The sequence below is a fragment of the Microthrixaceae bacterium genome, from assembly GCA_016702505.1.
Classification (GTDB): Bacteria; Actinomycetota; Acidimicrobiia; order Acidimicrobiales; family Iamiaceae; genus Aquihabitans.
In genome coordinates, this window is sequence record JADJDU010000004.1 from 1 (window position 1) to 23799 (window position 23799).

Genomic DNA, 23799 nt, shown 5'->3' on the forward strand with positions numbered 1-23799 from the left:
GCGCCACGGAGCATCCCGAAACCTGGCGACGCCTACGGCGGGGCCACGATCATCCGGCCCCCCGCCGGACCTGAACCTGGACCTGACACAAGCCCGCCACCGACAGGTGGTTCCGACAAAACGGGACTCCGAAAGCGTTCTATCGCTGTGGCCATCATGTCGATGGTGATCATCGTGATCGCAGTGACCATCGCCCTCAACTCCTCAAACTCGTCTAACGAGAGTTCAACTGGTCGATCAACTGCTGACGGCTCGCCAACGACCCAGGCACCAGCGCCACCGACTGAAGCCGACGTGACAACTACCACGACACCGACAGACGATGAGATTGCCGGGGGCCCTGATCGACGGTGCGTTCGAGGGCAAGTTCACCAATGTGGTCTGCTCGGCGGAAGGACTGACGACCCCAGAAGGAGGCCCTTTCGAATGCAATCCGCCTAACCAATTGATTATGACCTGCACACCAGACTGCTCGGTGCGAATCCTGGATACGACAGTGCCAGTTTCTTTTGACGGACGAACCTGGTCAGGCACGACACAAGGGCCCTCCACCTACGACAACTGCTCTGGCGGTAAGTGACGTCGTAACTGAAATTGTTCAACTACGAGTCGTCAGCGTCTTCCCGGTCACCACATCGGAGTCCCAATGGGTAGCAAGCGAGCTCGCAGGCACATTCCGTGAACACACTGTGTCCACCCCAAAACCCCCCGACTGCCCTCCCGTCATCGCTGAGTTCGAACTCTCCGAATTCAGACCAGCACCGGTTGCCTAAGGCAATATCCGGTCCACCGGGAGCCATGCATCAGAATCCGTCGTTCTGTTGGATCCATGTAATTTTCATGGATCCAACAGACAGCAGCGAATAGTATATCGATGAGGCAGCGGTGAAATCGCACTGGATCTGATCAGACCCCATCAGATCACAGCTATAAGCCGAAACATCCGTCGGCAGCAAGTCCGGCAGATTGCTCGGAGCAATTCCATCAACCAGTGACTGCCAGTCCCCGCCACCACCCCAGAGCTTGGCGAACTCGGCCATGATCTCGTCCGCTTGAGCGCTATCGCAGGGCGACCCACCGAGGACAAGCGGCGAACAGTCAGGGCAGACCTCGACGAGGGAGCAACTGGCCCGGCGTCGATCCGTGTGATCTCGTCCACTGTCAGCCGTCCAGCCTCGGCGTGGGCTCGCACTTCGGCCACCGCTGACGGGCAGCACTCGGCGTCGGAATCTACGAGGGCGCGAACTGTCACCACCAGACTCATACCCTCCACCCTCAACTCTGTTACGCCCTCGCGTCCCGGAGCCGCCATTCCTTCGACATTCCAATTGGAGGCCTGCTCATCCAATGTCAGGTCCCCAGCGCCGTAAAAGGCTCCCCCCGGAGAGAACAACACGATCACATTGGGCCATCCGACTCCACCAGCGGAACAGGAAGCCACGGCGGCCGTCAGCGTCCCCACTTCCGCCCCTGGTAGACCCGAGACGAATCCTGGTGCCCCGCTCTCCAGCCCCTGGAGAAGTTCAAAGAACCCCTGACCCTCGGCAATCTCGGTGTGCTTCCCATCCACCAACGTCGTCGGCGGGTGACCGCACAAACTGGGTATGGATGCCGAAGCGATCAGATCCCAGCCCGGAGCAGTAGCAGGGGGAGTATCTGACGGCGGTAGAGACGCGGTAGGGGCATCCAATGGCCTCGGCATCATCGATTCGGTCGGCTCGCCGGCAGATACCTCTCCGTCGCCAGCGTGTGTGCCCGTTGGTGACTGGCCAGAAGCGGGCTAGCCGGTTGATCATCGGCACCACCAACCGCCAAGGCTACGCCGACCAGAGCCAAGGCAATGAACACGCTAACAAGCGGCACCCACGACCGAGCTGGCGGAGGGATAGCCGGTCCTGCGCTCGACGAGACCGTCCTTTCCGCAGCACCTCCTTTGCTGGATTCGAACTCGGACATGGTTCCAGTTGTGGCGTGAGATGGAGCACCCGACAGGCTGATAGCGGGCTTACTGGGTGCGCTATGGGGCCGTGACGCATCCACAGCACCACCGTCCGCCGAGCTGGACAGCCCCGAAGGCCTCAGGCTGCCCTTGAGCTCAGAGGGCGCCCCTACACCGCCTCTCGGCGAGGTCATCGGCCCCGAAGGCCTCAGAGTCCCTTTGATTCGAGAGGCCGTCCCCTCGCCATCCATCCGATCCGACATGAGCCCCAGTCTTGTCGACTTGGCCGGCGAACGCTCTATGGCAATTGGCGCCAGCGAAGGGGCTATCGCCGTTCGGCTAGTCGACCCACTGTCCACCCGTTCAGTTCCGCCACCCACACGCAAGGGAGTTCTCCCCATTTCAGGAACCTGTAATTGCATGGTCTCATCAACTCAGCAGGAACCTCCTGCAGTCCACAAAGGAGACCAAGTGATGAAGACCACCAACCCGGCTCGCCGTACCACTCGCAAGATCCGTATCAGCTCACTGTTTGCGATCGCGTTCACCGTTCTTGCCACTCTCGGCACCTTGGCACCGGCGAGTCAGGCTGGTGCAACGGCATGGAACCCGAACGTGACGCTCAAGGGACGTGCTATCGCATGCAGCTCCAGTGCAACGTGGGTTTGGGTGGAGGCCTCCAACGGGGAGCGTGGATGGGCAACTCCAGCCCGGCGGAAACTACAACTTCAACTTCAAGCGAGTGCCCACAAGTGGAATGACGGTTACGGTCAAGTTCGGAAACAGTGTCTGCAGCAGGTCAGCTACCTTCGGCCTGAACCGACCCACGGTCGGCACGACAGCCACACGCAACGTCGTGACCATCTACTAGTTTGCTGGAACGCGCAAATTTGCCAGCCACAAACGGGCTGGCAAATTTGCGCGTCGACGGTCTTATGTCTTGGGGGTCGTCGCCCGGCCTCAGCCCAGTTCGGCGCTCCGGGTGGTGGCGGCTACCACGGCGTCGGCGAAGGCGGCGCGGACACCGGCGGCTTCCAGGGCCCGGAGGCCAGCGGCGGTGGTACCGCCTGGCGAGGTGACGTTGGCTCGCAGCTCGGCGGCGGGAGTTCCGCTGGCCAGGAGCTCGGCTGCACCCCGGAGGGTCTGCACCGCCAGTTCGGTGGCGACGGGACGGGCCAAGCCCACCAGCACGCCGGCGTCGATCAGAGCTTCGGCCACCAGGAACACATACGCCGGACCCGAACCCGACAAGCCGGTGACACCGTCGAGTTGGGCCTCGCTCACCCGCACCACCGTCCCCACCGCGCCCAGCACCTGCTCGGCCCAGTCCAGATCGGTGTCGGTGGCCGCGGAACCACCGGCTATGGCCGACGCCCCCGCTCCGACCATGGCCGGAGTGTTGGGCATGGCCCGCACCACCGCCGCCCCTGCGGGCATCTCGGCCTCCATGGTGGCCAGCCGGACACCGGCGGCGATGGACAACACCCGGGTCACGCCGGCTAGGCCCAGGGCGGCACACACCTCGGGGACCTGTTGAGGCTTGACCGCCACCACCGCTGCTGCCGGCACGGCCCGACCGACCTGGTCGACCGCGGGGGCCAGCACCAGGCCAGGGAAGGTGGCGGCCAGTTCAGCGCGGCGAGCCTCGACCGGTTCGATCACCACCACCTGGGACGGTTCGGCGAAACCGGCGGCCAACAGGCCTCCCACCAAGGCTTCGCCCATCTTGCCGCCACCGACCACCAGGAGTTCGCTCATGTCCGGCACGCTAGCGACACGACCTGGAGACGGTGGCCGCAATAGCGATCGCCATCATGCTGGTTCGGCCGGTCGGGTGCACCTTCCCCGATCCACCCGACCGGCCGCCCGGCACGATAGACGGAAACATACTGAAAGACAATGACACATCAGTAAAGGCAGGGCAGGGTGGAGCCCAACCGCCCGCTCCGGATCGACCTGAAGTACGCCCTAAGGACCCGAGCGGATAGGTCCGGTCGTCGTCGCTGCGAGGGTGATCAGACCGAGGCTTCGCCTCGGTTCAGCGATGCCGTGCTCATGGGTCGGCTCGCCTGTCGGCTCGCCTCCTAAGCCTCGATCCACCGATCGAAGTTGGGTCGTGCGAAATTCTCCCTGGTCACCCGGGTGAATCGGGCTCGATGCGGCCACCGACGGTGTTTGACCGTCTGAGGAAGCTGAAGCAGGAGGACAGGGCGGGGGTTCGGGGTCAGGCGGTGGGGAAGCGACTGGCGAAACCGATGCGCAGTGCCGGGCGGAAGCACTGCTCCACGTAGGCGTACAGCGACCCGACGATGCGGTCCAGTTCGTCATCGGTCACGGCCCACACCGGGAGCTGACCTCGCAGGTAGACGCCGTCCTCGTCACCGATGCAGAAGGCCACCCCGTTGAACTGGCGGTTTCGCCTCATCAGGTGCTCGTAGAAGCGGGCATGGTCCTCGTCTGGTGCCGGCATGACGTAGGTCTCATAGGAGATGGTCCGTTGATCGACGGTAAGCCAGACGGTGGTGACGTCTTTCTCCTCACCGGCCAGGCGCAGCCTCCACCGGCGAAGGTCGGGCTCACCTCGGTCCGCTTCCAACAACAGCGGGTTCTCGGCCCGCTGGCGGTCCAACCAGGCCTCGATCAGGTTCTCCAGCTCGGCCAACTCGGCGGCGGTGGCCACCCGCTCGCCGGGATCAGGCGGCACAGGACACCGGAACCCGGCGGGTCAGGTCGTGGTAGATGCGCCGCAGCCGGGCCGCGGCGGTGGACCACGTGTAGGTGCGGGCCCGGGTGGCGGCGGTGGCGCCCAACTCACCGGCGAAACGGGGATCGGACAGCAACCGGTGAATTGCTTCGGCGTAGGCCGACGGATCACGGTCGGGCACCAACAACCCGGTGAGACCGTGCACCACCAACGTCCTCAGTCCCCCCACCGCAGCGGCCACCACCGGAACCCCACAGGCTGCCGCCTCCAGGGCCACCAGCCCGAACGACTCGGACCGGCTGGGTACCACAACCACGTCTGCGGCCCGGTACCACGATGACAGCAGGTGGTGGGGCTGGGGATCCCGCCAGTCGATGTGGCCGGCGACCCCGCAAGCCCGGGCCAGAGCTTGGACGCGGGCCAACTCGCCTGGCCCTTCGGCCCCGCTCGGCCCGCCCACCACCACGAGGCGAGCCGTGCGGTGACCGCGGGCAACCAGGTGGGCTAGGGCTTCGATCGCCACGTCCAAACCCTTGAGCGGCTGGATTCGTCCGACGAACAACAAGGTGGGTGCCGAGGCATCCAAGCCCAGGGCTTTGCGTGCCCCGCGCTGATCACCGGGAGCGAAGAAGGCGTGATCCACCCCGGGTGGCACCACTTGAACCCGCTCGGGATCCGCTCCGTACAGGCGGCGGAGTTGGGATGCTTCTTCCAACGAGTTGGCCAGGATCACATCGGAACAGCCGATCACCTCGACCTCGGCTTCGACCCTCCGGTCGGGTTCGGGGTCTCCGGTCTCGGCTTTCACCCGAGCCAGGGTGTGGAAGGTGGACACCAGCGGCAGGCCGAGGGCGTGCTTCGCCCGGTGACCGGCCACTCCCGAAAGCCAGTAGTTGGCGTGAACCAGATCCACGGGGCGGCGTTCGAGGTGTCCGAGCAGGCCTGCGGTGAACTCGCCGACCACCTCGGGCAGAGATTCCTTGGCCAGGTCGGGTGGGCCGGCTTCCACGTGGACGACGCGGAACCCCGGTTCCACCGCCACCTCCTCGGGCAGGCCCGCCGCCCATCGCCGCACGTACACGGTGGTGTCCACTCCGGCCTGGGCGAGTGATCCGGCCAGTTCCCTCACGTACACGTTCATGCCGCCGCTGTCGCCCACGCCGGGTTGAACCAGCGGCGACGAATGGAGCGAGACGACGGCGAGATCGGTCACGTGGTCAGGAACGCCCGGCAAGGGCCTCTGATTCCTCGGTGTCGGGATCTTCGTCGTGAACGCCGTCGGCGTCGCTGTCAGATCCCTTGACAGCCTCGGTGCTCACCTCGAGACCCGGCGGCTCCTCCACTGGGCCGAAGCCAGCCGCCTGGCGCTCTGAGCGAAAGGTCTCATAGATCTGTATGAGGGTCTTCTTCTGTTCCTCGCTCAACCAGAGGTCTCGCCGGATCTCGTCGACCATGTCGGTCTCGCCCTCACGGGGTTCGAGGATCCCGGCCCGCACGTAGAGGGTCTCCGAGCTGATCTCCAAGGCTCGAGCGATCTGCTGGAGGATCTCGGCAGACGGCTTGCGCAGACCCCGCTCGATCTGGCTCAAGTAGGGGTTGGAGATCCCGGCCATCTCCGAAAGTTTGCGCAGCGAGAGGTGACCCACCCGACGCTGCTCACGGATGAACTCACCGAGATCGCGCCAGCGCTCCTCGAGTTCGGTCATGTGACCAACGGTACGTCACCGCCGCTGGCAAGCCGAAACCAAGCCGGATCAGTCTGTCCCGGCCAGCAGGTCGTCGACGGTGGTCTCACCGTCTCGGTATCGGCGGGTCAGCTCGGCCTGAAGGGCATCGATACGGTCGAACAGGGAGCGCCTCAACGTCGACACCTCCAGTTCCAGCGCGGCCAGCTGCTCGGCCGCTCGGGCCAGGTCGCCGTCTGTCACCTGGTCTGGGGTGTCCAGGGTGGCGGCCTCGGTGATGGCGTCGAGCTCCTCGACCAGACGGCCCTCCATGTCGCCCGGTTCCATCATCGACGGCATCCGACCCGGACCGGGGGCATGGATCCGGTCGGCCAAGATCTCGGGCAGCCGCTCGACCAGGTCGGCCACGTCCTGAGGCGATCCGCCGTGGCGACGACGGTCGATCTCACCGGTGGCGATGTCGTGTCGACCCTGGACGAGTCGTCGCAGGTAGGAGAGCTGGGTCTCGACGGCCTGGCACTCGGCCCGCCGTTCACGGATCACCGACAGGTCCAGACCGGCAAGGCCGCTCAGGTAGTCATCGGCGAGGATGCGGTCCAGCTCCCGGTCCATTGGGCCAACTGTAGGACCGGATCAGACGGCCCGCTGAAGGTAGAGACCGACGAGCCCGGCCCACGCCGGCGCCACGAGCAACATCGAGTCGAGCCGTCGCAAGGCCGGAGCCCGAGCGGCAGCGTTGGGGAGCATGGCCGACGCCAGCAGTTGACCGGCGGGGCAGGCCAGCGCAGCCAACAGGGCGAAGGTCCAGACGTCTCCGCCTCGAAACGGCGGTACCCCGGTGACTGCGACCAGGCAGGCCACCGCCCCGATGAACAGAGCGCCGAAGGCGGGGCCCTCGAAGCCGTTGCTGGCTCCAGACCCGACCAGGTAGTCGCTGGCGTCGTAGACCATCACGAAGACCACCAGGATGATGACGGCACCGATCTCGTAGTCGGCGAGCAGGACCATGGCCGCGCTGGCCCCGCCGCACAGACCTGCGGCCAGAACGGTGTGACCTGCGGCCGACAACACCGGCAGATCCCGGTCCTGGCGAAGCGCAGCCGCGGCCACCGAGGCAGCGACCAGGCCGAGCAGGCCAGCCCCCACCGGGGCGGTCCCGATGGTGGCGAGCATGGGCAGGGTGGATGCCCCCAAGGCGGCCACCCACCGGTCGGCTCCACCCCGCACCGCATGCCAGGCGTCGACCACTTGCATGGCGGCCAGACCCGCCACCACGGCGTAGAGGGTGGCCAGCCCGTAGGGCCGCAGCGGCCGGAAGGCCAGGGCGAGCGCCACCGACGCCGCCCACAACACCCCGACTCGAACCCTTGGACCCTGCGTGTCGTAAACCACGCCGAAGCGCTGGCGGAACGCCGTACGCGGCGACGGGGCGGGCGGCAACAACTCGGACGGATCGGGGCGCGGCCTGCGGATTGCCCGGAGGCGACCGGTGGGTGAGAGCTCATGTCCGGTGGGGACCGTCGGTCTGACCGGCGTCGACGGTGACGCGGTGCCAGCCGCGGCTGCGGTCGTGGTTCCAGCGGGGACCGGCACCGGGTCCTTGAAACGCACGCTCGAAGTCGGTGGCCCCGACCGGGAACCAGAACTGCGGGGCCCGACCCGACCTGACCTGCGTGCGTCATCGGACCGTGGAGCGAGGTCATCCAAGGTCAGCTTGGGCGGCGCCGCGTCACGGAACAGGGTTTCAGCACCCAGCTCCGCCCGTCCCGACCCTGGCCGAGACCGGGCCTTGCCCGGCCCTCGGTTCCCTGCCGACGCGGGCTGGTCCTCACTAGGTCGACGGGGTGGTCCCGCCGGGCCCGGCCGGCCTTCGTTGCTCGAAGCAGCTCGCTGGGGTCCCCGGAGCGGCTGAGCGTCGTCTCCTTGGCGGGGGCGCGGAGGAGGCTTGGGGCTCACACGCAACCGCCCGAGAGCGGAGGCAGGACCGCGACCTCGTCCTGGTCGGTCACCGGGGCGTCACCGTGGGTTTCAGCGCCGTTGAGCCAGACCTTGGCGGTAGTCATCACCTCGGTGAACTCGGGGCCATAACGCGCCTCGGCCTCGGCGAGGACGTCGGCCACCGTGGCGCCGGGCAGAACCACTCGGCCGGTGCCGGTGGCGGTGCGGGCGGCGGCGAACAGCCGGAGGACAGCCATGGCGAGTCCAACGCTACCGGGACGACCGCTGACACCCCATTTCCGGACGCTTTCGGTCGGTCGCTGCGGGACCGGTACCTTGAGCGCCGATGACTCGGATACTGCTAGTGCGCCACGGCGAATCGACATGGAACGCCGATGGCCGCTGGCAAGGTCAGGCCGACCCGCCGTTGAGTGATCTGGGCCGCAGTCAGGCGGCCGAGGCCGCCCTCAAGGTCGGCACCGTAGACGCCATCGTGACCTCCGACCTGCAAAGAGCAGCCGAGACCGGGGCCATCCTGGCCCGTCTGCTCGGAGTCGACCACGTGGCCACAGAGGCGCGCCTTCGAGAACGCGATGCGGGGCCGCTTTCGGGTCTCACCCGAACCGAGATCCACACCCGGTTCCCCGGTCTCTTGGCCGATGACCCGACCGGGTTCGTCCCCGGACCCGACGGCGGCCCGGCCTGGCCGAACGGCTGGGAGTCCGACGACGACCTGTGGGAGCGCCTGGAGGTGGCCCTGACCGCCGTGGCTCGCCTGGTGCCCGACGGCGATGTCCTGGCCGTCAGCCATGGCGGTGTGGTCTACGCCCTCGAACGTCGGCTGGGAGCAACCGGACGGCCGCGTCTGTCCAACCTCGACGCCGTGCAGTTGGACGTCACCACCGACGGACAGATAATCGTCGGCGATCGGCTGTCGCTGGTCGACCCCACCCACACGGTCCCGATCGAAGCCGACCGGATCTGAGGCTGGCTTCTCGCCGTCGTCGGCCACGGGCATCGACCGGTCCGGACCTCGCAGTTCACCCCTGGACCGGCGTGGCGGACCCATACTGGTCTGATCGACACGGACCCGACATCCTCCAACGATCAGCCCGAAGCGGTCCCACCCTCGCCGGACCGGGGCGCCGCTTCGTCGACCGGTGACGGTCCCGGGCTGCTCGGCCCCGACTCGCCCGGGGCCACCGCCCCCACCTATCCGACACTGGCCGCCGGGTTGGCAGCCCGAAGAGCCACCTGGCAGGCCTCGGCGGGCATCGGCTCGCGGGACCGGCCGTTGTTGCACCAGCTCGGGCTGGCGTCATGGTCATTGCTCGGCGTGGTGGCATTGACCACGGTGGTGGTGTTGGCACTGGCCGCCATCAGCTCTGTGGTGCTCCCGCTCCTGTTCGCCGCGGTGCTCGCCGTTCTGTTCCGTCCGGTGGCCGGACGCATGGAACGACGTGGCATCCCGGCCGCGGCGGCCGCCGGGCTGGTCGTGGCCGGCCTGGTCATCGGCTGTGTGGCCGTGGTCGGTCTGACGGTGCAGGGCATCGTGGCCCAAAGTGATCGTCTCACCGACGAGATGGAGTCGGCTCTCCTCGAGCTGAACGTCAGCGAGGAGGACATCGCCGAACTACGCCAGCAGTTCGAACAGATGGATCCGAGCGTGCGTGCCGGGCTGGCCAAGGTGGCCACCACCGGGGCCCGGGCCGTGGCCGGTTTCGCCGTCGGCGCCCTTCTGGGCGTGCTGATCATGTACTACTTGATCAAGGACGGGCCCCAGATCCGGCAGTCTCTGGTCGCTCGGGTGCCACCGGCACAGACCAAGGACCTGGATGCGTTCATAACCGACACCTGTTTCGTGCTCCGTCGCTACTGGCTGGGGCGCAGCATCGTGTCGGCCATCGTGGCCTCGGTGGTGGGTGGGGCGGCGCTGTTGCTCGGCCTTCCTCTGGTACCCACGCTCATGGTGGTCACCTTCCTCGGCGGCTTCATCCCCTACATGGGGACGGTCCTGGGTGGGGCCTTGGGTGTGGTGGTCGGGCTGGCCAGCGGCGGTATCGGCGCCGCGGTCACGATGCTGGTGGTGGCCCTGGTGGCCAACCTTGTGATCGAGAACCTGGTCGAGCCCATGGTGACCGGACGTACCTTGGCGATCCATCCGTTGGCGGTGCTGGTGGTCACCACCCTGGGTGGAATCGTCGGTGGTGTGGTCGGGCTGGTCATGGCCGTCCCGTTGGCAGTTATCGGGGTCCGAGCCCTTCCGGCTCTGCGCCGCGCCCTCGACGAACCGCCGCAGGATCAGCCCGTCCCAGTGGAAGCAGTGGCAGACACGAACCGCTAAGGGTCCTAGCCCAGAGGTCCAGTCGTCGTCGCTGCGAGGTTGATCAGACCGAGGCGTTGCCTCGGTTTGACCATGCCGGGTCGATGGGTCGGCTCGACTACTGGCTTGCTCGGTCGTGGCGGCCGCAGGTGCTGCTCACCGGGTCGGCCGCTAGCACGTCGGCATCAATGATTGCATCGCACACCGGGCACGTGCCGTAGGTGCCCTGATCCAGTCGGGTCAACGCTGCCGCCACCGCGTCCAGGTCTCGTTCGATCCCATCCAACAGTTCCAGGTCGAAGTCGTCCTGGTCGGGCCGGGTGCTGCCGGCGCCGTCTACGCCCGGTTCACTGCCGTCACCATCGGGAAGACCGGGCCCGTCTCCGGTGTGGTCGTCATCGTCACCGGCATCCAACTCGACGCCCTCGGGAAGAAAAGCCGCCAGGCCGATCTCGACATCTGCTGGCTCGACATCTGCTGGCTCGACCTCTGGCTCGACATCTGCTGGCTCGACCTCGGTGCCGTCGCGCCCCTCGATGTCGTCCTGCCCACCGGTTTGGAGGCGTTCGTTCGCCTCCGCAGGCGGCGGTGCACTCTCCTCCTCGAGGCCAGCGGGCGGCCGTCCCGGGCCAGTCATGTCACCGGTGGGGACGGCCGCCTCTGGTGCGGCTTGTGAATCTTCAGGCTGGTCGACCACGGTCCGGCACCCTACCGGCGGTCGGCCCGTTACTCAGTAGCGCTCGCTCAGGCGGCGCAGACCGGGTCAGCCGATGCCGGGCGCATCTCGGAGTACAAGAGCAGCTCCCGGGCCAAGAACGTCGTCCACTGTTCGTCGGTCGCGGCCCGGTGGGCGGCGTACAAGTTGGCGGCGTGCAGCGACTCGTTGCAGTAGGAGGCGAGTTCGGCCACCAGGCCTTCACCCCGAGCGGTGACGGTGGTCAGCGCCGTGGACGGGTAGGCCGCGGCCGGATCGAAGCGTGAAGCGATCATCGATGTCGGTACGTCACCGACCCCGACGGTCGCGGGCGCGGCTCCATCCATGGTCGGGAGGAACCCCGAAGCCCCGATGGCGGCCTGGGGGCGAGAGGTCAACGGGTCCAGCGAATCACCGGCGAAGTAGGAGACGGTTCCGACCTGGTCCCACTGGTAGGCAGCGGCGTAGGAGATGACCGCTCCAGCCGAGAAGCCACCGATGGCCAGCCGGTTGGGGTCGACGCCGAGATCGGCGGCGTTGGCCCTCACCCAGCGGATGGCGGCCAAGGCGTCGTACTGGGCGGCATAGATGTTGCGGGCGCATTGGTTACGCCGTTGGATGTAGGTCGGGTCGGTGGGCGAACCGGTGTAGTCCTGCACCCATTGGCACAGGCTCGGGGGACGGGTTCCGGTGCCGACCAGGGTGGTGTCGGTGCGGTACTCGACCGAGATGCTCACGTAACCCCGCTTGGCGTACTCCTCGCCCACACCGTTGGCCAGGCCGAACATGGAGTCGATGCCGGCGGCGAAGCCCCCGCCGTGGAACCACAAGATCACCGGTCGGTTGGTGCGACCGTCCTCGGGGTCGGCCACCCACAGACGAAGCTGCTGGTTGCCGTCAACGAGGGCGGGCCGGGGGTCTTGCATCTCCATACCGGTACCGGCGTAGAGCGTTCCGCCGTAGTGCTCGTCGATGTTGGGGGCGGCACCCCAGGTGATCGGCGCCGCCTTGGGCGTCACCGACGGGGTGATGTCGGCCTGCTGACCGAGGTACAAGCCCGTTGGGCCGGGGTTGGGGGGAAGGCAGGCGGTGGCCACCATCCCGACGGCCGCGACCGCGGCCAGCTTCGTCAATCGTCCAAGCGCTTTCATGTTGCCTCCCTGTTCGTGTCGAAGCCGATGTTCGCGACTCGACCTGAACACAGGTCGTGAACAACCTGGGAAGTACCTGAGAGCCGGATACGAATGGGTACCCGGGGAGGATCGAGCACGACCCTTGTTCGAGCGCTGGATCGAGATCTAGTCGCCGCCGCCCCCGTCACTGCCACCCACATCAGTACCACCGCTGTCAGTACCACCGCTGCCGGTGCTGTGTCCGCCCCCATCGCCGTCGGATCCAGGATCTGAGTCGCCCTGATCTGACGTCGGGTCGCCTGCGACCTCACGGTCGTCGTCTCCTGTAGTTTCCCCGGCTTCCTCGGCCGGGCGCCTCGAGTCATCGCTGTCGGCTCCGGTCGACTCTGCTGCTGGGCGAGTGCCGCCATCGGCCATGGCCCCGACCGCGTCCCCTGCGGTCGCCGTCAGCGGCTTGCGCCGCCCCCACCAGAAGGCGAACGCCGCCCCCAAAGCCACCACGATGCTCATCCAGGTGTTGACCCTCATCCCCAAGATCAGCGACGCCGGATCCGAACGCAGTGACTCGACCCAAAGCCGTCCCACCGCGTAACCGAAGACGTAGACCAGAAACAGCTCGCCCCGACGCAACACCTTGCGCCGGTCCAACCAGATGATGAACCCGGCCAGCGACAGGTTCCACAGAGCCTCGTACAGAAAGGTCGGGTGGAAGGTCTCATAGGACTCCAACCCGGCCGGTCGGTGCTCGGGATCGATCTCCAGCCCCCAAGGGAGGTCGGTCGGCCCGCCGAAAACCTCCTGGTTGAACCAGTTGCCGACGCGGCCGATGGCCTGAGCGACCGGGATGGCGGGAGCGACCACGTCGAGCAGGTCACGGATCGGCCAGCCGTGGCGCCGCACCACCCACCAGCCCACCAGTACCCCGGCCGCGATCCCACCTGGGATGCCGAGGCCACCCTGGGTGATCTTCAGGGCGTCGACCCAATCGTCGCGGTACATCTTCCAGTCGGTGGCCACGTGGTAGAGCCGAGCTCCGATCACGCCCGCCGGAACTGCCCAGATGGCGATGGTGCTGATGTCGTCGGGATCGCCACCTCTGGCCTGCCAGCGTCGAGACGAGATGGTGACCGCGGCCACCACCCCCAAGGCGATGCACAAGCCGTAGATGTGCAGCGACAGCGGGCCGATCTCCCACACGTTCACCGACGGGCTGGGAATCGACGCGCTCAGCGCTCCGAGAACGGTCAGATCAGAGTTGGCCACAGCCACCGGGCTAGCACGCCTAGGACCGCGACATGGTCAGCCTCAGGCCCGACGCCCCAGGAACGCCAGCAAGCGAGTCTGGGCATCGGCATCGGCGGAGGGTTCGAGGCCAGGACCGCAAACCCCCTCGCTGCGCAGGTCTTCACCCATGCCCTGGGCTGCGGCCATGGCCCACTCGACATCGTCGGCATCGATCACCACCGGGAGGTCGACACCATGGCCGATGTCCCAGCGGTGCACCACTAGGTCGAAGCTCAACAGCTTGTCGACGACCTGTTCCCACGGCATCGGCTCGGCCAGGCCATCGAACTGTTCGAGGGCCAATGCCGGATCTTGGAGTTGGGCGTAGATCTGGTCGCTCACGTTGAGCCAGGCTCCGACCGGGTCGCTACCCGGCGACGGGCCCGGTCCGAGCTCTCGTCCCATGAAACCGGCCACCAAGCTCTGGGTCTCGATGACGTGGCGAAGCACGTCCAGCACCGACCAGTCCTCACAAGGTGATGGGTCATTCCAGCGGTGAATGTCGACGTCGGCCACGGTGTCGGCGAACAGGTCTGCCAACCGGTGATATCGCTCGGCGATCGTTTCCGGCCGCGCTTCCAGATCGATTTCGCTCATGAGGAGATGTTCGCGCCTGGCGCCGATCCGTGCCCGCGATTGTTGGCCGATCAGCAGAGGAGCCGCGCCTCAGTCGAAGAGATGACCGGCCACCTCGGGGCGGTTGGCGTTGGCCACCAGCACGAAGCGGTGGCGGCGGCCGAAGCGGTGCACCGGCTCGAACCAGCGCACCTTGTACCGATGCCCGCCACCGGCGGTCGTGGCGTCGCCGACCGGTCCCAGGTGGGTGACGGCCAACGACCAACCCTGGTCGTCCACGCGGCGCCCGTGATCGAGGGCCAACTCCCAGGTCCGACCGTTGTCGTCGCTGGACTCGACTCGTAGCAACGGCTCGTGCCAGTGCAGATCTCCGGGGGCGACGTCGATCCACGTCTGTTCCCAGAAGCCGTCGGTGGTGGCCGTCGGGTCGGTGAACCGCGCTCCTCGTTCGAAGCCCCGCACCGGCTCGGCCGACACCGCTGATGAACCCGAACCCGCCAGCGTCGGCTTGGGTAGGAACCTCCGCACCCCGACGTCCCAGGACCGCTGCGCGCACACATCGGCGAACACCGATCGGTCCACGGTGTCGCGAGCCAGGCGCCCGGCTTGGGCGGCCACGAACTGCTGGGTGTCAGGGCCGTAGAGGGTGTGGCCGCCTTCGTAGAACTGACGGGTGTACTCCTCGGCGGTGGCCACATAGCCCCAGTAGTCGTTGACCACCGAAGACACGATCACCTTCGGGAGGTCATGATCGTCGAGGGCTCCGGGCGCATCGACCTCCCCGGCGATGTCGGGCCGACTGGTCGCCAGGGCGTCTCGGACCGCGGCCGCCACCCGACGACCGGACTCGACGGTGGTCTCGAACGGCAGCCCGACCAGCACCCGGTCCCCCACCCGCACCACCTGGAGCGGCATGACCCGGGGAAAGCCCCGCTTGGGCAACACCACGGGTTGGAGCCAACGGGAACCGATGACCCACTTCTCGCCTTGGCTGTTGGCCGTACCCCAGCGTTTGGGTGTTCCCGGCTTGAACGGGGGGATGTGGTTGACGACCGGGGTCAAGTTCTCGGTGGCCCCCGCCACCAGCGCCGCGCCCACCGCTGGCCGGTCGGGCAGTTCGGTCCCGTCGATCCGACGGTTCTGGGCCACGTCCAGGTCGATCTCACGCAAGCCGACGTCGAGTGGAATCCGATCGGAGAGGGTGTCACCGAGAGTCCGGTACAGCTCGAAGGCTTCGGCACCGACCCCGGCGCCTATCCGCTTGGCTTCGCGGTGACCAGCCAGGCTCGGACGCAGCGCGGGCGCCACGTCGGCATGGGTGCCCTCCATGGCCCCCACCACCGGTCGGGTACCGGACGTATCCTCGATCCGGTCCCCCAGTTCGCCCTTGAGGTAGGCCCACAGGTCGGCGTTGTACTCCCGGGCTTTCATGGAGATGCCGGTGCCGTGGATGGAGAACACCACCGCCGCCGTCAGGGGCTCAGTCCCCGCCCCTACCACGCGGTCCACCTCAGCAGGTGAAGCTCAGGGTTGACGGCCACCCACTTGCGTTGAGGATCCTGGCGCTTGTCGGTGACGCTGCGGTTCTGGACGTGTGGGTCCAGCGAACGATTGCGGGTCAACCCCCAGACTTCACAGGTCCCGAAGGCGGCCCGGGCCGGTCCCCGGCGACGATAGGCGTCGATGATCCCTGTCGAGATGCGCTCGACCAGGAACTGGGTCCACCCCGGGTCGAAACCGGCCTTGTTCGACGCGTGCTGGTTGTAGAAGTCCGATCCCAGGAACTGGCCCGGTCCGGCGTGGGTGTGGGTGGCACCCATCCAGATTCCCGCCAGCGGGATGTCGGTCTCCTCGGCCACCGCTTCGGCCACCAGGTGTTGGAGAATCGGCGACCCTCCCAACAGGTCGAGTTGGACGATGGCCAGTGACGACCGACCCGAACGCAGGTGGGTGATGGCGGCCCGCAACCGGGTGTGGAACCCGTTACCGGTGTGGGCGTTGGCCGAGTAACCGGCCTTGGGCATTCCCGGCGGAGGGGTGATGTCGACGAGGGCGGCGCCGGCCAGCAGCCCCTCTACCTCGGGCAACTCGACGGGAGGGCGGGGCGTGACCGAGAACCTCAGCCGATCAGAACGCATGAACTTCCGGGTTGTGGCCGGATCACCCGAGAGTGGAGACCTGGTCATGGCTGATCCTCGGTAGACGGTGAGATGTGGGCCGGAACCGCTGACGCGGTCGGCCCGGCAGGCTACCGAACGGCGCGTCTGCCGGGTCGTTCCGCGTCGTAGCGAAGCCGTCGGCCGTGTGGCCGGCGACCGAACTCCGCCGGAAGGCTCTGCCTTTCGGTGGATCCAGGATCAGACCGGGTCGCCTAGGTAGGAGGCGGTGAGGCGGTCCACATCGAGGTCGGCACGGGGGCCGTCCCATGTGACCCGACCCAGCTCCATGAGCACAACGCGGTCGGCCAGCTCGAGCCCCGCCGCCGCTTGCTCTTCCACCAACACCACCGCGGTACCGAACTGGCGCAGCTCGTCCAGCGCCTCCACCACCGTTCGGGTGGCCATCGGGGCCAGTCCCAGCGTCGGTTCGTCGGCCACGAACACCGGGGGCGGGTCGGCTAGGGCCACCGCCAGAGCCAGCTGCTGCTGTTCGCCACCCGACAGGAGGCCAGCCTCCTGGCCGGCCCGTTCGTCCAGGATCGGGAACCGGTCCTTGGCCGCCCGTCGGGCCTCGGGGGTACGCAGGCGGATGGCCAGGTTGTCGTCCACGGTGAGGCCGGGGAAGATGCCCCGGGCCTCGGGCGCCAGCACCAGACCGCCCCGCGCTCGCAGGTGGGTGGGGTGGGAGGTCACGTCGACGCCACCGAGCACGACCTGCCCGGTGCTCGCCTCGACCAGGCCGCCAGCCACCGCGCACAGGGTCGACTTGCCGGCGCCGTTGGCCCCCAACACGGCCACCACCTCGCCGGGGGCGACCGCCACCGACACGTCGTGCAATACCTCGACCTCTCCATATCCAGCGGTGATGGATCTCAGGTCCAGTGCCCAGGCCTCGGCTGGCTCGGGCCGCTCCTTGAACGACGGGGCGACCGGGCCGTGCGACGACGGCTCCGCCACCCCCGCGGCCGCGGGTCCGGCCACGCCGGCTTCCACGTCTTCGTCGCGGCCGGTGCCACTGGCTGTCGGGCCCGCTCCCACGCCGGCCTCGACCGCGACCTCGGTGGAGGTGGAAGCGAGAACAGGAGCCACGACCGGGGACCGGCGGTCTCGGCGGGCCCGCAGCGAGTGGCCGACCTCGGCCAGCACGCCGTCGGGTTGGCGGGCCAGGCCCACAGCACCGAGGCCGAACAACATGGCGGCGAACTCAGGGGCGGCCAGCACGTCACGCAACGTGTCGGGCAACCGGTCCCACGGCGCCCCCCATGAGCCACCGATCCCACCCAGCACCGGTGGCATCAGGGCGTACACCAAGCCGGCCACCACGGCCCCGCCCGGTCGACGCACTCCGAAGGTGACAGCGACCGCCAACCACACGATCCCGAGCAATGGCGGGGCGCTGGTGTTGGTGATCGGGCTGTTGACCAAGGCGAAGAACGAACCGGCGAAACCAGCCAGCGCCGCCGACACCGCGAACACGGTGAGCTTGGTTCGTACTGGGTCGATGCCGGCGGTCGCAGCGGCCGCCGGTGAGGACCGAAGGGCCAGCACCGCCCGGCCCGTGGCGGACCGTTGAAGGTTGCCGACCAACCCGACCACCAACACCACCAAAACCAACAGCACCACCATCAACGTGACCGGGTCGCCCAGGTCGACCGGACCGTAGGCCGGTTTGGGAACCGACCAGCCCCGGGTCCCGTTGCGGACACCGCCGAGCTGGAACACCAGCCGGTCACCGACCAGGGCCAAGGCCAAGGTGGCCAGGGCCAGGGCCAGCCCGCCGAGTCGCAGCGAAGGCAAGGCGACCAACAGGCCGACCAGGGTGGTCACGACCACCGCGGCGATGGTGGCCATCCAGAACGTCATGCGGCCGTTGTTCATGAGGACGGGAACCGTCGACGGCCACTGGTGGTTGACCAGCCACCCCGCCGTGAACCCTCCGACGGTCACGAAGGTGGCCTGGGCCAGATTGATCATGCCCCCGAAACCGGTGACCACCACGAACGACAAGAACACCAGGCCCAGAACCAAACCGCGGTTGATGATCCCGGTCCAGTAGGCGTCGGCCACGAAGAACCCGTAGGCCATCAGCGCCAGGCCGGCCGCGGCCCAGGGCGCCCGCTTGCGCCATGGCGCCAGGTCGCTGCGGGGGTCTTCGACCGGGGCCTCTTCGGCCACCGATCCCGCCTCGCGTCCTCGGGACGGTACGAAGAACATGAGCACGAACAACAAGATGAACGGCACCGAGGTCCGGAACCCCGACACGTCGGCCAATACGTCGGGGGCGTAGCCGTAGACCAGGTTCTGGATCACGCCGAGCCCGATGCCGGCGGCGAAGGCCATCGGCACCGAACGCAGGCGGGCCGCCACCGCGGCGGTGAAGGACGTGAACACGATCATGTGGAACGTGAGTGCGCTCAGGTCGAACATGGGGGCGATCAACACGCCGGCCAACCCGGCCAGCGCAGAGCTCAAGGACCAGACGATGCGCGATGACCGATCGGTGTCTATGCCTCGCAGACGGGCCAGGACCGGCCGGTCGACCCCGGCCCTGGTCTCCAGGCCGAGCCGGGTGCGCCGCATCAGGTACCAGAGCCCGCCGGCAGCCGCGGCCGCGGCCACCACCACCGCCAACTGGTCCGAGGTGATGGCCACACCTTGGGTCAGTTGGAAGCTCCGAGCCGGAACCGGGCCCAGCCCTGGCGGGCTGGTTCCGGATTGACCGGTGGCATCGGGCAACTCCGTTCCGAACACTCCGTTGACAATCTGGATCAACAACAGCGCCGCTGCCGGCAACGCGATCAGCACACCGATGCCACCGACCAGGCGTGCTGCTTCAGGGGCCGAGGACAGACGACGGAACAACGCGACGTCGAGCATCAGCCCGATCAACGGGGCCACCACACCGACCGCGATCAACCCGGCCACCACGATGGGGAGGCCGAGGCCTCCCTCATCGTGAGGCTGGTTGAGGACATGGAAGGTGAGGGCGGTGGTGAAGGCCACCGCCCCGTGACCCAGGTTGAACACGCCCGAGGCCTGGTAGGTGAGGACCAGGCCCGAGGCCATGATGGCGTAGAGGCCGCCGGCGACGGCGCCGGCCACCACGAGGCTGAGTAGCTCGGTCAAGGGTGGACCGTCACCCCACCTTGATGGTCTCGCCGCATGTGAGCGGGATGGTGGGCACGAACTCGGTCCCCTTCACCTCGACCAGGGCGGCGCACGGCACCGGCTCGTCGTGCTTGGCTGGCCAGGTCGACGGCCCGACCACGCCTTCCACCTCGAAGGTGAAGTCGCCGCCGTTCAGGGTGGCCAGGAACTTCTCCACGGTCAGGTCCTCGCCGGTCTCCTCGAGGGCCTTGATGAACATGTCGGTCACCCAGTAGCCCGCCGACACGGCCAGGTTCAGCTTCTGGTCGGGCTTGACCTCCTTCACGGCTTCGAGCATGGCGGCATTGGCTGGTACCTCGGGGTCCATGGAGAACTGGGTGTTGACGAACACGCCGTCATAGCCGGGGGCGCCGAGCAGGAGCGGGCTGTAGGACGGGGTGATGATGGTCCCGTCGAACCCGGCGTTCTGGAGGGCGGCGGCCAGGCTGGTACCCGACAGGGTGGCGATCAGGTAGACGATGTCGGGATCCGAGTCGAGGATCTTGGTGACGAACGGGCTGGGGTCACCAACCACGTCGGGGGGAGCGGGCAGGGAGTTGTCCTCCAACACCACCTCGAAGCCCCGGTCGGCCACCGAGGCCGACAGCAGCGCCAGGCCACCGCGACCCGAGTCGTTGTCTTCGCCGATGAAGGCCACCTTCATGTCGGAGGTGCCGAAGTGCTCCTCCAAGACGGTTCCCAAGGCGTTGGATCCCACGGTCAGGTCCGGGTTGGTGACACATCCGGTGAAGCCGAAGGCCACGGTGTTGCCGCAGAATGCCGGGTGGGTACCCCAACCGAAGGTGGGGATGTTGTTCTCCACGATGTAGTCGCCACCGCCGAATTGCCCCGACAGCACCGGCAGCATGGCGAACACCTCTTCTTGTTCCACCAGGCGCTGGGTGATCTCGGCTCCCTTGGTGGGTTCGTTGTTGTCGTTCTCGATCTCGACCACTTCGATCTTGCGGCCGTGGACGCCGCCGGCGTCGTTCACCTGCTTGAGACGGGCTTCCACGCCGACGCGGGCGTCGCCGTAGTAGGTGTCGAACACCACCCCGCCCACCTTGATGGTGGTGTCGGTGACACCCCGGGTCGTGCGGGTGGTGGGCTCGGTGGTGGTGCCGCCCCCACCGGCGGCCGTGGTGGTGGAGGCGCCTTCGTCCTTGGTGCTCTCCGAGCAACTCGCCATCAGCAACGAGGCCGATGCCATCACGGCCACCAGCGCTCTGCGACGGGAGCGGCTACGGCTCGGTGGGTTGGGACCGGTGAGCTTCATGGATTCCTCCGAGGGTCAGGGGTGGGTCTGGGGGTTGGACGGGGCAGGGTTGTAACAGTCGGTTCAGACGGTGTGCGTGCCGAGATAGGCCTCACGGACTGCGGGGTCGTGGCGAATGTCGTCGGGGGAGCCTTGGGCCAGCACCTGACCGAGGTGGAGGGCCACCACCCGGTCACAGTGGCTGAGCACAAAGGCCACGTCGTGTTCGACGAGCAGGACCGAGGTGCCGTCGTCGTCTCGCACTCCCTCCACCACGGCGGCGAACCGTTCGATGTCGGCATGGTCGAGTCCCGATGCCGGCTCGTCTAGCAACAAGAGGCTGGGACGGTCCATCAGGGCGCGTCCCAGTTCGACCAAGCGGGCCGTTCCGATGGGGAGACCGGTGGCCTGGCGCGAACCAACGCGCTCCAGACCGCAGCGGACCAGCACCTCTCGGGCGCGGTCTCGTCGTTCACGTTCTCGGCTCCGCCGGGTGGGAGCGCCCACCAGATCGGCCAACACACCGCCGCCACCGCCGTGCCACTCACCGGCCACCAACAGGTTCTCCTCGATGGTCAACCATCCGAAGACCTGCACCCGCTGGAAGGTCCGCCTGAGCCCGGCCCGGGCCCGGCGGTGAGGTGACCAGCCGGTGACGGTACGGCCGTGCAGTTCGACCTGACCGGAGTCGGGCACCCGGATCCCCGAGATCACGTCGAACAGGGTGGTCTTGCCGGCTCCGTTGGCGCCGATCAGGCCGCAGATCTCGCCCGACTTCACCGTCATCGACACCCGGTCCAGGGCCGCGATCCCACCGAAGCGCACGCCCACGTCCGCTAGACGCAGCGCGGGTACGGCGGCATCGTCGGCTGGATTGGTCAACGCGAAGTGCTCCCCTTGCCGGCACCGATCTCCCCTGACCGGTTGTGCCACAGTACCGGACCTGCCCGCCCCCGGTCCGCGGTGCGGTCTCCGGCCAAGACCACGACCAGAGACGACAGCGTTCGCTGCGCCTGGGGGGACCCACTCTGGACGACTTCGTGCCGGTCACCAACGACGGCCGCCGGAGGGAACGGGTGTCTGCCGACCAGTGGCGATCGTCGTCTCAGTCCGCGTCGCGTCGGACCAGCAGGACCGTCCCCAGGACCAGGGCGGCGATGACGTAGCCCCAAAAGATCGAGGCGTGGACGGCGTTCGCCAGTCTTGCGGCGACGACCTCGGGCCGGTCCATGTCGGTCTCGATGCCGAGCGTGCGGGCGCCGGCATCGAAGGGCACGAACCGGACGACCTGGACGGGGGCAAAGGAGACGACCATGCCCTCGACGACCAGCCACCAGACGAGCAGGCCGGAGACTGCGCCCGCGCTGTGGCGGACCACAATCCCGACTCCGAGACCGAGCAGCGCTGCTCCAACGGTGTAGAGCAGCGCCCAGAGCACCGTCGTCACCATGCCCGAGGTGTCGCCGACCTCGAGGCCGCCGGCGAGCGCGCCCACGAATCCCGCGGTAAGGCCGACTACCCCCAGGACCAGGCCGAAGCCGGTGGCCACGAGCGACTTTGCAGCCACGACGGGCCACCGTGACGGGTGGGCGGTGAGGGCGGCGGGAAGGGTGCCGTGCTGCACCTCGGTGGTGAACAGCAGGACGCCGGCGATGGCGGCGAGCACCGCGGTCAGCAGTGTCGGATAGACGAAGACGTCGGCGGCGGTGAGGACATCGTCGGTTACGAAGGCGGCGGTGGCCCAAGAGATGAGCAGCCCGATGATCGCCGAGGAGGTGACGAGGACCTGGTTGGCCCGCACGGTGGTGGCCTTGATCCGTTCGCTGCGCAGGACCGCGGCCAGATGGCCTGCCGGACGCGGGCCGCTGATGTTCGTGACCTCGTCGGCCAGTGGGAGCGATGCCTCGGTGGTGGTCATGTGGGTTTCCTCGTGCTCGGTGGTGGCATTGGCGGTGCCTGGGGTCATCCGGGAGGTCGTGTCGGTGGTCATGGGGCGGTGAACTCGGCGGCGGCCGTGGTCATCTCGAGGAGGCTGTCCTCGAGGGACAGCCCGGTCCGGGTGGTGACGGAGTCGACGGTCTCGGCGGCGATGAGCTTTCCGGCGCCGACGACGACGAGGTCGTCGGCCAACTTGGCGAGCTCGGCGATGAGGTGGCTGGACACGAGGACCGTGCCGCCGGCGTCGGCGAAGCGGCGAAGCCGGATCCGCAGCCAGCGGATACCGTCGGGGTCCAGGCCGTTGGACGGCTCGTCGAGCAGCAGGACCCGGGGGTCTCCCAGCAGGGAAGAAGCGAGTGCCAGCCGCTGGCGCATGCCGAGCGAGAACCGACCCGCCCGCTCATCGGCCACGCTCTCGAGTCCCACGTCGGCCAGCACCTCGTCTACCCGGGCGACCGGAATGGAGCTGAGGGCGGCGGCGACTCGGAGGTGGTTCCGGGCGGTGCGACCCGGGTGCATGCAGCGGGCGTCCAGGACCGCACCCACGGTCCGCGACGGGTGGGTGAGGTCCGCGAAGCGGACACCGTCGTAGCGGACCTCACCCCGGTCGGGACGGGTGAGGTCAACCATCATCCGCATGGTGGTGGACTTGCCAGCGCCGTTAGGGCCGACGAAGCCGGTGACCCTGCCGGCTCTCAACTCGAAGCTGAGGTCGTCGACCGCACGTCGCTCCCCGTAGTGCTTGGTGAGACCGGTCACGCTGATCATCGCCGGCCCCCCCGGGTTGGGGGGGGGGGGGGGGGGGGGGGGCCCCCGGGGGGGCCCGCGCGCCCGGGGGCGGGGGGGGGCCCGGCGCCCCCCCCCCCCCCCGCGGGGCGCCGCGGGGCGGCCCCCCCCGCGGGGCCCCCGGGGGGGGGGGGGGGGGGGGGGAGACCGGGGTGGTCGTCGTGATGGGCATGGTGACATCGTCGGGATCCGGCACCGACCGCACATCGGGATTCCGGTCATTTCGGCACCGTCTGTT

General features: G+C 67.9%; 21 protein-coding genes. 2 read left to right on the forward strand and 19 right to left on the reverse strand.

From position 1 onward, the window contains the following. Positions 1-803: 803 nt before the first annotated feature. The 8 genes from IPG97_06095 to IPG97_06130 form a co-directional block, all read right to left on the reverse strand. Positions 804-1040 carry a hypothetical protein gene (locus IPG97_06095; protein ID MBK6856126.1) on the reverse strand — a complete coding sequence of 79 codons (237 nt, stop codon included), beginning with the start codon at positions 1038-1040 and terminating at the stop codon, positions 804-806. 1859 nt (positions 1041-2899) lie between these two features. Beyond that, positions 2900-3697, reverse strand: coding sequence for a pyrroline-5-carboxylate reductase (locus tag IPG97_06100; protein MBK6856127.1), 798 nt, complete (start codon positions 3695-3697; stop codon positions 2900-2902). A gap of 466 nt (positions 3698-4163) precedes the next feature. Next, positions 4164-4643: a YbjN domain-containing protein gene (locus IPG97_06105; protein MBK6856128.1), complete on the reverse strand. Its 480-nt coding sequence runs from the start codon at positions 4641-4643 to the stop codon at positions 4164-4166. Then, positions 4633-5784 carry a glycosyltransferase gene (locus IPG97_06110; GenBank protein MBK6856129.1) on the reverse strand — a complete coding sequence of 384 codons (1152 nt, stop codon included), beginning with the start codon at positions 5782-5784 and terminating at the stop codon, positions 4633-4635. Before IPG97_06110 ends, IPG97_06105 begins: the two co-directional genes overlap by 11 nt. Positions 5785-5860: 76 nt before the next feature. Further along, positions 5861-6349 (reverse strand): helix-turn-helix transcriptional regulator, encoded by a 489-nt coding sequence (locus tag IPG97_06115; GenBank protein MBK6856130.1) that lies wholly within the window; start codon positions 6347-6349, stop codon positions 5861-5863. A gap of 48 nt (positions 6350-6397) precedes the next feature. After that, on the reverse strand, positions 6398-6940 hold the full coding sequence (locus tag IPG97_06120; GenBank protein MBK6856131.1) for an aerial mycelium formation protein: 543 nt from the start codon (positions 6938-6940) through the stop codon (positions 6398-6400). Between the two features lie 21 nt (positions 6941-6961). Continuing rightward, the gene (locus tag IPG97_06125) at positions 6962-7939 is read right to left on the reverse strand and encodes a hypothetical protein (protein ID MBK6856132.1); all 978 of its coding nucleotides are present in this window, start codon (positions 7937-7939) and stop codon (positions 6962-6964) included. A gap of 341 nt (positions 7940-8280) precedes the next feature. Continuing rightward, complete coding sequence (locus IPG97_06130) at positions 8281-8523, reverse strand: MoaD/ThiS family protein (GenBank protein MBK6856133.1); 243 nt, start codon at positions 8521-8523, stop codon at positions 8281-8283. Positions 8524-8612: 89 nt separating this feature from the next. On the opposite strand from IPG97_06130, the gene IPG97_06135 reads away from it, so the two are divergent. Continuing rightward, entirely contained in the window at positions 8613-9251 is a 639-nt protein-coding gene (locus IPG97_06135) for a histidine phosphatase family protein (GenBank protein ID MBK6856134.1), read from the forward strand. Positions 9252-9500: 249 nt separating this feature from the next. Further along, a complete protein-coding gene (locus IPG97_06140) occupies positions 9501-10610 on the forward strand; it encodes an AI-2E family transporter (protein MBK6856135.1) in 1110 nt (369 codons plus the stop codon). A 97-nt stretch (positions 10611-10707) separates the two neighbouring features. On the opposite strand, the gene IPG97_06145 is transcribed toward IPG97_06140, so the two are convergent. The 11 genes from IPG97_06145 to IPG97_06195 form a co-directional block, all read right to left on the reverse strand. Further along, complete coding sequence (locus IPG97_06145) at positions 10708-11286, reverse strand: hypothetical protein (protein ID MBK6856136.1); 579 nt, start codon at positions 11284-11286, stop codon at positions 10708-10710. A gap of 47 nt (positions 11287-11333) precedes the next feature. Then, the gene (locus tag IPG97_06150; protein MBK6856137.1) at positions 11334-12434 is read right to left on the reverse strand and encodes an alpha/beta hydrolase; all 1101 of its coding nucleotides are present in this window, start codon (positions 12432-12434) and stop codon (positions 11334-11336) included. Between the two features lie 147 nt (positions 12435-12581). Further along, complete coding sequence (locus tag IPG97_06155; protein ID MBK6856138.1) at positions 12582-13646, reverse strand: prolipoprotein diacylglyceryl transferase; 1065 nt, start codon at positions 13644-13646, stop codon at positions 12582-12584. 75 nt (positions 13647-13721) lie between these two features. After that, a complete protein-coding gene (locus IPG97_06160; protein MBK6856139.1) occupies positions 13722-14297 on the reverse strand; it encodes a TIGR03086 family protein in 576 nt (191 codons plus the stop codon). A 69-nt stretch (positions 14298-14366) separates the two neighbouring features. Next, positions 14367-15785 carry a neutral/alkaline non-lysosomal ceramidase N-terminal domain-containing protein gene (locus tag IPG97_06165; protein ID MBK6856140.1) on the reverse strand — a complete coding sequence of 473 codons (1419 nt, stop codon included), beginning with the start codon at positions 15783-15785 and terminating at the stop codon, positions 14367-14369. Beyond that, positions 15770-16462 carry a neutral/alkaline non-lysosomal ceramidase N-terminal domain-containing protein gene (locus tag IPG97_06170; protein ID MBK6856141.1) on the reverse strand — a complete coding sequence of 231 codons (693 nt, stop codon included), beginning with the start codon at positions 16460-16462 and terminating at the stop codon, positions 15770-15772. The genes IPG97_06165 and IPG97_06170 overlap by 16 nt, the downstream gene beginning before the upstream one ends. Positions 16463-16633: 171 nt before the next feature. Next, positions 16634-19561: an ATP-binding cassette domain-containing protein gene (locus IPG97_06175; GenBank protein ID MBK6856142.1), complete on the reverse strand. Its 2928-nt coding sequence runs from the start codon at positions 19559-19561 to the stop codon at positions 16634-16636. Between the two features lie 10 nt (positions 19562-19571). Next, positions 19572-20858, reverse strand: a complete 1287-nt coding sequence (locus IPG97_06180) for an ABC transporter substrate-binding protein (GenBank protein MBK6856143.1) — start codon at positions 20856-20858, stop codon at positions 19572-19574. A gap of 63 nt (positions 20859-20921) precedes the next feature. Continuing rightward, the gene (locus IPG97_06185) at positions 20922-21623 is read right to left on the reverse strand and encodes an ATP-binding cassette domain-containing protein (protein ID MBK6856144.1); all 702 of its coding nucleotides are present in this window, start codon (positions 21621-21623) and stop codon (positions 20922-20924) included. 319 nt (positions 21624-21942) lie between these two features. Continuing rightward, positions 21943-22827 (reverse strand): ABC transporter permease subunit, encoded by an 885-nt coding sequence (locus IPG97_06190; protein ID MBK6856145.1) that lies wholly within the window; start codon positions 22825-22827, stop codon positions 21943-21945. Then, positions 22824-23543 (reverse strand): ATP-binding cassette domain-containing protein, encoded by a 720-nt coding sequence (locus IPG97_06195; GenBank protein ID MBK6856146.1) that lies wholly within the window; start codon positions 23541-23543, stop codon positions 22824-22826. The genes IPG97_06190 and IPG97_06195 overlap by 4 nt, the downstream gene beginning before the upstream one ends. Between the last annotated feature and the right edge of the window lie 256 nt (positions 23544-23799).